The following is a 7,878-nucleotide window of genomic DNA, read 5'->3' as shown; positions in this document are numbered from 1 at the left end:
CAGCGAGAACGGTCTGCTCAGGGTCGGTGGTCAAGGAGCTGGTGTTCTGTGCCTCGACGTACAGGAACTTCTTGCCGTCCTTGCGCGTGACGACCATGAAGGGGCCGTTCACACCCGCGTTGTCCTCGCAGTCGGTAGGCATGACCTGGAGCTCGACGTTCCGCCGCTGGCCCACCAGGAGGAGGTGCTCCAACTGGCCGCGAAGAACTTCGCTGCCGCCGTACCTGTGCCGTAACACCGACTCGTCCATGACGAAGCTCAACAGAGGTGCGGGGCGCCGGTCGAACATGTCCTGTCGTGCCAGCCGGGCCGTCACCCGCTGCTCGATCGTCTCCTGGTCCAGCGGCGGACGCCGCATGGCCAGGAGCGCCCTCATGTACTCCTCGGTCTGGAGCAGTCCGTTGACCACCATCGTGTCGTACATGAGCAGCTCTATGGCCTGCTTCTCCAGCTGCGCCATCCCTTGGAAGAACGCCGGGTACTGCGCCCTTTCCAGCTGGTCCTTCCACACCTTCAGCAGCCCGCCCGCGTCCAGTACGTCGTCCGCGCGGTCGATCGCCCTCGGCGGCGCGATCCGCCGCCCCTGCTCGAACGAGGCGATGGTCGAAGCCGAGTAGCCCAGCCGCTTGCCCAGCTCCTCCCGCTCCATCCCCGCCCGCGTCCGCAGCGTCTTCAGGCTCTGCCCGAACGCCGCCACCACACCCAAGCCGGACTTGTCCGCCGCCTGGCCGACCTCGGCCTCAGGCTCCTCTTCCGCCAACGCGCCCCACCTCTCGTACCGGCACCGACACGGCACGTACAAGCAGATCGCGTCAGTGCGTCACCACTGGTCACGCTACGCCACCAAGAGGAGCTTGGGAGGCATGACGAGCAACAACCACAGCCCCGACGGCACCATCCAACTCACCCGCTTCTCGCCTTACTTGAGCAGCAGGGTCTTCGCCCTCCGGTTCACCTCGACCGCCCGGGGCGCACGGCTCGCGCGCCGGCTCGTCGGCGTCCGGCTGGACGAGTGGGGTGTGCCGTACGGGACCGAGGCGCACGAGACCGTCGTGCTGGTCGCGGCCGAGCTGGCGGCGAACGCGGTGCGGCACGGGCATGTGCCGGGACGGGACTTCCACCTGCTGCTGCGGGTCACGGACGTCGCCCGGATCGAGGTCAGCGACACGCGCGCGGAGCGCGTACCGCCGCGCCCCGGCCGCCTTCCGGAGCCGGAACTCGCGGAAGGGGGCCGGGGCTTGCTGCTCGTCGAGCGGCTCGCCGAGCGCTGGGGCTGGTGCCCGAGGCTCGGCGCGCCGGGGAAGACGGTGTGGGCGGAGTGCGCCCTGCCTGAAGGGACGGGCTAGAAGGCGGTGTTGTAGGACGAGTCCTGTGTCAGGGACACGGACACACCGCGCTTGAAGGGAGCCGACCAGCTGCCGGTGCCCGCGTAGAAGGTCTCGTCACCGTTCGAGGCGATCAGGTCGGGCCGGCCGTCGCCGTTGGCGTCACCGACGGCGGTGAGCGAGGTGAAGGCCCCCCACCCGGCGCCCACCTTCGTACGGGCGGCGAAGGTGCCGTCGCCCTTGCCGAGGTAGAGCCAGAGGACGCCGTCCTTGTCGCGGGCGACGAGGTCTCCGGCTGCTCCTCCGGCGAGGTTGCCGGTGGCGGTGAGCCGGTTGTAGATGCCCCAGCCGTAGCCGATCTTCTTGCGGGTCGCGAAGGGCGCCGTGGCGCTGCCCGTGCCCTTGTACAGGTACAGGTCGCCCGCCTTGTCGGTGGCGACCAGGTCGGGCCGGCCGTCGCCGGTCAGGTCGCTGCCGCCCGCGAGCTGGTTGTACGTCTGCCAGCCCGCGCCGATCTTCGTACGGGCCGCGAGCGGCTTGTCGCGGTCGCCGGTGCCCTGGTAGAGCCAGAGGACGCCGTCGCGGTCCCGGGCGACGACATCGGGAGCCGCCGAGCCCGCGATGTTCCCCGTGGTTTCGAGCCGGTCGTAGATCTGCCAGCCACCGCCCACCCGGGAGCCGCCGGCGTCCGTCAGCGAGCCGCCCGGGGCGGTGGGCCGGGTGCCGAAGCGCAGCAGCACGCCGTCGAGGCCCCGGACGAGGAGGTCGGCCGTGCCGTCATCGTCGAAGTCGTGCGGGGCGGCGGGCCGGTTCACGGTGAACCGGCCGGTGGCCACGAGCCTGGGGCCGATGCCCTCGTCCGGGGCGGCGGTGAGCTTCCACTCGTACTCGCCGTTGCGGGCGGGACGCTGCCAGCCCGAGCCCTCCAGGTCCTTGCCGTCCCAGTGCCAGGTGAGGTGGCGCGGCATGCCGGCGGTGACGGGGTCCTGGGCGGACCAGCCGCCGTACACCGTCGTGCGGCTGCGCACATGGGTCAGGGTCAGCCACACCTCGCTGTCCGCCCGGGACAGGTCCCAGCCGAAGTCGACCCCGCCCGCGACCTGGGCGCCCGTGAGCGCGGTCGGGACGGAGGAGCCGGTGAGGGCGACGACGGTCGACTGCCCTGTGGACGCGACCAGTTCGACGTCCGGGCGGCCACCGTCGGCACGCGGCGAGATCCGGTAGAGGCCCTCGCCGTGCTCGGGGGTGCCGCCGCGCACCAGCAGGCTGCCGCCGGGGCCGGCGACGGCGGAGGAGAACGCGGTGAGGAGGACGGCCTTCTCCCCGGTCTCGACGGACTGGACGGTGAACGGCCGCTTCGTCGGGTTGTCCCCGCCGTTGAGCCACGTGGACGATTCGATGTGGACCTTCTGGCCGGACGCCACCCAGCCGCCGACGAGGTAGACCGGGTCGGTCAGGTCCTCGTCCGAGGGAATCCACCGCTCACCGGTCTGGCCGCGCTGGTGGGCGACGATCCCGTGGACGGCCCTGCCTCCCGACATCCGCGACTCCCGCCAGGCCACGTGCGTGGCGGAGACGCCACCGCCCAGCCGGGCCCACTGGTCCTCGGTCTGCAGATACGTGGTCGTGGCTCCCGAGGCGACGTCGACGAGGACCTTGGCGTTCAAGCCCCCGATCTCGCAGTCGTAGAGCGCGGAAGCCGTGTCGGTCCAGCCCTCGTCGCTGTCGAAGCACTCGAAGCCGGCCGACCCGACCAGCCATCTGGGCTTCGGGGTGCCGCCGTCGAGCGTGGCGGCGTACTGCTTCACCGTGCTGCCTTCCTCGTACTTCCCGAGGAGCATGGTGGTGCCGGCCAGGCCCTCGAAGAAGAAGCCGGCGCCGAGGGCGTCGAGGTTCACCTCCTGCGGGGCAGGGGCGGTTGCGGTGGGCGTCGACAGGTCGTAGACGCGCACCACCCGGCCCGCGACCGGGGCCGACCGGTCGACGGTGACGACGAGGTCCGAGCCGCCGGCGGCCGCGACGGTGGCGGCGGGCAGCACGACGGACGAGCCGTCCGCGTACCAGGTCCAGCGGAACTCCGGCGTGGCGCCGCGGGTCTTCGACAGGAAGCCGCTCGGTCCGGCGCCGATGACGTCCGCGTTGCGCGGGAACGGCACAGTGGTCTGCTGTGCCTCCTGCGCGGCGGCGGGCGCGGCCGTGGCCGGAATTGTGGTCAGTGCGCCGCCCGTGGCGGCGAGGACGATGGTGACTGCGGCGGCCGCGAGTCGGCGGCCGCGCGTGTGTGCACGGTTCAAGTGCGGGTTCCCCTCCCGTGAGAGATGCAGGGTAGCCATCACCCGGGTCGCGCCTCGCGGCGCCCCCGTACCGCCGCCGCCGGCACGTTCCAGGGCTGGGGCGAGCGTCAACAGGCGGCGCACGACAGCACGAAAGATGTGATCATTTAGCTCGATCGGGGGCGGTAGGCCCGATTCGTCGTAGGGGCGGGGCCATCGCGTGGATGATCTTGGTCGAGGTATCTCCGCCCGGCTGCGCGTTCCAGCCCCGGGCGTCTTCTGCCGATCCTGGAGGATCCATGCGACCCCCTGTTTCCCGCCTGCGCACGCGCGCGCTCGCCGTCGGGCTCGTGCTGGCCGCGGCCGCGCTCGTCCCCTCCGGCTCCGCCGGTGCGGCCGACCAGTACGAGTGGGCCGCGCTGGGCGACTCGTACACCGCCGGCGGCTTCGTCGGGGACCCGCTGCCCGCGCTGGGTGACGCTTCGCGGGACGGCTGCGACCGCACCACCGACGCCTACCCCGGCGTCGTCCAGCGGGAGCTCGACGAGTTCCCGCCGGGCAGGCTCGTCCACCTGACCGACGTGAGCTGCGGCAACGCCACCATCGCCGACATCGCCAAGGACAAGCAGACACCGGTCAGCCCGGTCCAGCCCCCCGCCACCGGCTGGCCCGCGGTGGACACGCAGATCAAGCGAGGCGGCCTGAACGACGCCACCGACGTCGTCACCATCGGCGTCGGCGGCAACAGCCTCCCCTTCGGCGGCATGCTCCTCAAGTGCCTCGAACAGGGTGCGGCCGGCAAGTCCTGCCGCGAGCACTACACCAATCCCCCCGAGGGAGGGGAGAGCATCCAGGACAAGCTCGCCCGGGTCCAGGACGAGTACGTCGAGATGCTGGCGCTGGTGCACCAGGCCGCGCCCAACGCCAAGGTGATCACGGTCGGCTACCCGGCCGTCCTGCCGGAATCAGCCGGCGACTGCACGACCGGCGACCTCACCGCGCTCGGCTCGATCGCCTCCGCCGACGTCGACTGGCTCCGTGACGACGTCCTCATGCAGCTGAACAGCACGATCAAGCGGGTCACGGACTTCTTCGGCGACCGCTACGTCGACGTCTACTCCTCCAGCGTGGGCCACGACGCCTGCCAGCCCGCCGACACCAAGTGGGTCGAGGGAATCTGCGGCGACGCCGGGGACTACTGGCCCGCCAAGGTCCCGGGCACGGCGCTGGACTGCGCCGTCGTCGACAAGCGCGCCACGCTGGTCCACCCCAACGCGGCGGGACACCAGAACACGGCGGCCCACGCGGAGCGAGCCATCCGCATCGCACTCCTCGAACGCTGACCGACCGGCCCGAACCCCGGCACCGCGCACGGAAGCGTGGTCCGGGGTCCGGGGCCTCGCGGCCGGAGGCACACTCGCCGCCGCTCCGGTCACGCCTCCCGCCGCCGCCCCCGCACCACCGCCAACAGCGGCACCACCGCCGCCAGTTCGCCCACCGCCCCCGTCCACAGCGCCGCACGCACGCCCGCGTACTGGCCGATCAGCCCGCCCGCCAGCGCACCCAGCGGCATGCAGCCCCACACCACGAAGCGGAAGGTCGCCGTCACGCGGCCGAGGAGCGGCGCCGGGGTGAGGCGCTGACGGAGGGACACCGAGCTGATCTTGAAGGTCATGAACGCCGTCCAGCCGAGCCCCTGGAGCGCGCACGCCACCGCGTACCGCCCGTCCGCCTGGAAGAACGGCAGCGCAAGCAGCCACAGCACCCCGCTGACCAGCACGGAGGCGCACATCGCGCGCCCCTCGCCGAGACGGGCCGCGATCCGGGTCGTGAGCAGGCTGCCGAGGAAGCCGCCGAGCGCCTCCGCCGTGAACACCAGACCGCACAGGAACGGCGACAGGCCCAGGTCCCCCGCCAGCAGCACCAGGAGCATGGACGCGCCGATCGTGCCGCACAGATTGGAGAGCGCGGACGTCAGGGTCAGCGCCCTCAGCAGCCGGTCCCGGAACACGAACCGCAGCCCCTCCGCGATCTCGCCCCGCAGCCGTGCCCCCGGGGCCCGCGCCGGGCGGGGGTCGGGGCGGCGGATCCGGGACAGGAGCAGCGCGGAGACCAGGAAGCTCACGGCGTCCACCGCCAGGGCCACCGGCGCCGTCACCGCCGCGACGAGCGCACCGCCCGCGCCGGGACCGCCCGCCGCCGTGACCGTACGGCTCGCCTCCAGGGCCACGTTCGCGTCCACCAGACGGTCCTGGTCCACCAGTTGGGGCAGGTGGCTCTGGTACGCGATGTCGAAGAAGGCCGTGCAGACGGACAGACCGAAGGCCACGGCGTAGAGATGGGGCAGCGTCAGGACGTCCAGCCATGCCGCGAGCGGCAGCGTGGCGAGGAGCGCCGCCCGGCCCAGGTCGCCCGCGATCATCACCCGGCGGCGGCGCATCCGGTCCACCCACGCGCCGGCCGGCAGCCCGAGCAGCAGAAAGCCCAGGTACTCGCAGGTCACCAGGAGTCCCGCCTCGAAGGGCGACGCGTCGAGCGGCCCGATCGCCACGAGCGGAAGCGCCAGGACGGTGACGGCGGTGCCGGCCTGACTCACGGTGTCGCCGATCCACAGCAGGCGGAAGTCCGGGAGCCGGAGGAGCCGGGGCGGTCGTTCAAGGGTCGTGGTCGTCATGTCGGGGAACACCACCATCCCCGGCCGGAGCCGACCATTGTTTTAGTCTGGGCGAAAAGCTCAAGGGGGGTCTCCGGTGGGAGAGATACGGTTCGGGGTCGACGACCTGGCACAGCTCCGGTTCGCCGTGTCACCCCTCTGGGAGTCGGTCGCCGCGCTGCGCGCCTCCGCCGACCCGGGCGGCCACGCCCTCCATCTCCCCTGGATCAAAACGGCGTTGACCATCGGCCGGGAGCGCACCGCCCTGCTCCCGCACCTGCCGGAGCTCGAAGCCCTCGCCCCTCCCCCGCGTTGCCCCCTCGCCGAGATCGAGGAGGAGCTCGCCATGGGGCCGGCCGGTCACGGGGAGGCCCTGCTCGCCTGGTGGCGGGCGGGGGTGCGCCCGTACTGGCCCCGGATCAGGGCCGTACTGGAGGCCGACCTCGCCCACCGCACCCGGCAGCTCGCCGAGGACGGCATCCAGGAGGTCTTCGCCCATCTCCACCCGAGCCTGCGGTGGGCCGAGGACCGGCTCACCGGCGTCGGCCTCCCCGCCCGGGGCCCCGCCCTGGACGGCGGCGGCATCACGCTCGCCCCGAGCGTGTTCACGGCCCGCTGCGTCCTGCTCCCCGGCCGGTACGGCGTCGCGCCGTGCCTCGTCTATCCCGCACGGGCCGTCGGCACCCTGTGGGAGCGCAACGCCGAGCCGTGCGACGGGCTCGCACGGCTCCTCGGGCGCAGCAGGGCGGGACTCCTGGGCCGTACGAGCACCCCGACGACCACCACCGGCCTCGCCCGGCAGACCGGCCTGAGCGCCGGCGCGGTCTCGCAGCACCTCGCCGTGCTGCGGGACACGGGCCTGGTGACCGCGCACCGGTACCGGCGCGAGGTGTACTACCGGGCGAGCGAACTCGGGCTTGCGCTGCTCGGCAACCCGAGCGGGGAGTAGTCGCCCGAGAGGCCCGGTCCGGCGGCTCCTACGCGCCCGCCACCAGCATCCCGCCCATCGCCAGCATCGTCGCCGCCACCAGCCCGTCCAGGATCCGCCAGGCCTTCGGCCGGGAGAGGAGGCCGCTGAGCAGCCGGGCGCCGAAGCCGAGGGCGAAGAACCAGCTCAGGCTCGCCAGGGCCGCGCCCACGCCGAAGGCCCAGCGCAGGTCGCCGCGGTCGGAGGCGAGCGAGCCGAGCAGCAGCACCGTGTCCAGGTACACGTGCGGGTTCAGCCAGGTCATCGCCAGGCACGTCAGGACCGCCCGGCGGGCCGAGCCGGCCTCCGGCCCGCCCGCGGTCAGCGCGGCGGCCGGATCGGGGCGCAGGACCCGCCGGGCCGCGAGGACGCCGTAGCCGAGCAGGAACGCCCCGCCCAGCAGGCCCACCGCGGTCAGCGCCGCCGGCCACGCCGTGACCACCGCCCCGACCCCCGCCACGCCGAGTGCGATCAGTACCGCGTCCGACACGGCGCAGATCGCGACCACCGCGAGGACCGCGTGACGGCGGGCGCCCTGGCGCAGGACGAACGCGTTCTGGGCGCCGATGGCCACGATGAGGGAGAGGCCGGTTCCGAATCCGGCGAGGACGGCGGCGAGGAGGGTGCTGGTCATGGCTTCGACCGTAAGGACGACGCTCG

General features: G+C 72.9%; 7 protein-coding genes. 3 read left to right on the top strand and 4 right to left on the bottom strand.

What is annotated here, in order from left to right; translation table 11 throughout:
- On the bottom strand, window positions 1-760 hold a 760-nt coding region (locus ABT041_RS27160; protein ID WP_351188880.1), incomplete at its 3' end, for a helix-turn-helix domain-containing protein.
- Window positions 761-863: 103 nt separating this feature from the next.
- Here ABT041_RS27160 and ABT041_RS27155 point away from each other — a divergent pair.
- On the top strand, window positions 864-1,346 hold the full coding sequence (locus tag ABT041_RS27155; protein WP_351188878.1) for an ATP-binding protein: 483 nt from the start codon (window positions 864-866) through the stop codon (window positions 1,344-1,346).
- Here ABT041_RS27155 and ABT041_RS27150 read toward each other — a convergent pair.
- Entirely contained in the window at window positions 1,343-3,619 is a 2,277-nt protein-coding gene (locus tag ABT041_RS27150; RefSeq protein ID WP_351188876.1) for an FG-GAP-like repeat-containing protein, read from the bottom strand. The genes ABT041_RS27155 and ABT041_RS27150 overlap by 4 nt on opposite strands.
- 278 nt (window positions 3,620-3,897) lie before the next feature.
- Between ABT041_RS27150 and ABT041_RS27145 the strand changes: the two genes are divergently transcribed.
- Window positions 3,898-4,941, top strand: coding sequence for an SGNH/GDSL hydrolase family protein (locus ABT041_RS27145; RefSeq protein ID WP_351188874.1), 1,044 nt, complete (start codon window positions 3,898-3,900; stop codon window positions 4,939-4,941).
- An 89-nt stretch (window positions 4,942-5,030) separates the two neighbouring features.
- On the opposite strand, the gene ABT041_RS27140 is transcribed toward ABT041_RS27145, so the two are convergent.
- Complete coding sequence (locus ABT041_RS27140) at window positions 5,031-6,272, bottom strand: MFS transporter (RefSeq protein ID WP_351188872.1); 1,242 nt, start codon at window positions 6,270-6,272, stop codon at window positions 5,031-5,033.
- A gap of 76 nt (window positions 6,273-6,348) precedes the next feature.
- Between ABT041_RS27140 and ABT041_RS27135 the strand changes: the two genes are divergently transcribed.
- On the top strand, window positions 6,349-7,200 hold the full coding sequence (locus ABT041_RS27135) for an ArsR/SmtB family transcription factor (protein WP_351188869.1): 852 nt from the start codon (window positions 6,349-6,351) through the stop codon (window positions 7,198-7,200).
- A gap of 28 nt (window positions 7,201-7,228) precedes the next feature.
- On the opposite strand, the gene ABT041_RS27130 is transcribed toward ABT041_RS27135, so the two are convergent.
- Entirely contained in the window at window positions 7,229-7,852 is a 624-nt protein-coding gene (locus tag ABT041_RS27130) for a LysE/ArgO family amino acid transporter (protein ID WP_351188866.1), read from the bottom strand.
- Between the last annotated feature and the right edge of the window lie 26 nt (window positions 7,853-7,878).

This window comes from Streptomyces sp. NPDC002825, from assembly GCF_040295385.1.
Lineage (GTDB): Bacteria > Actinomycetota > Actinomycetes > Streptomycetales > Streptomycetaceae > Streptomyces.
Note: the sequence above shows the minus strand (reverse complement) of the source record. Positions and strands in the feature narration are given on the sequence as shown.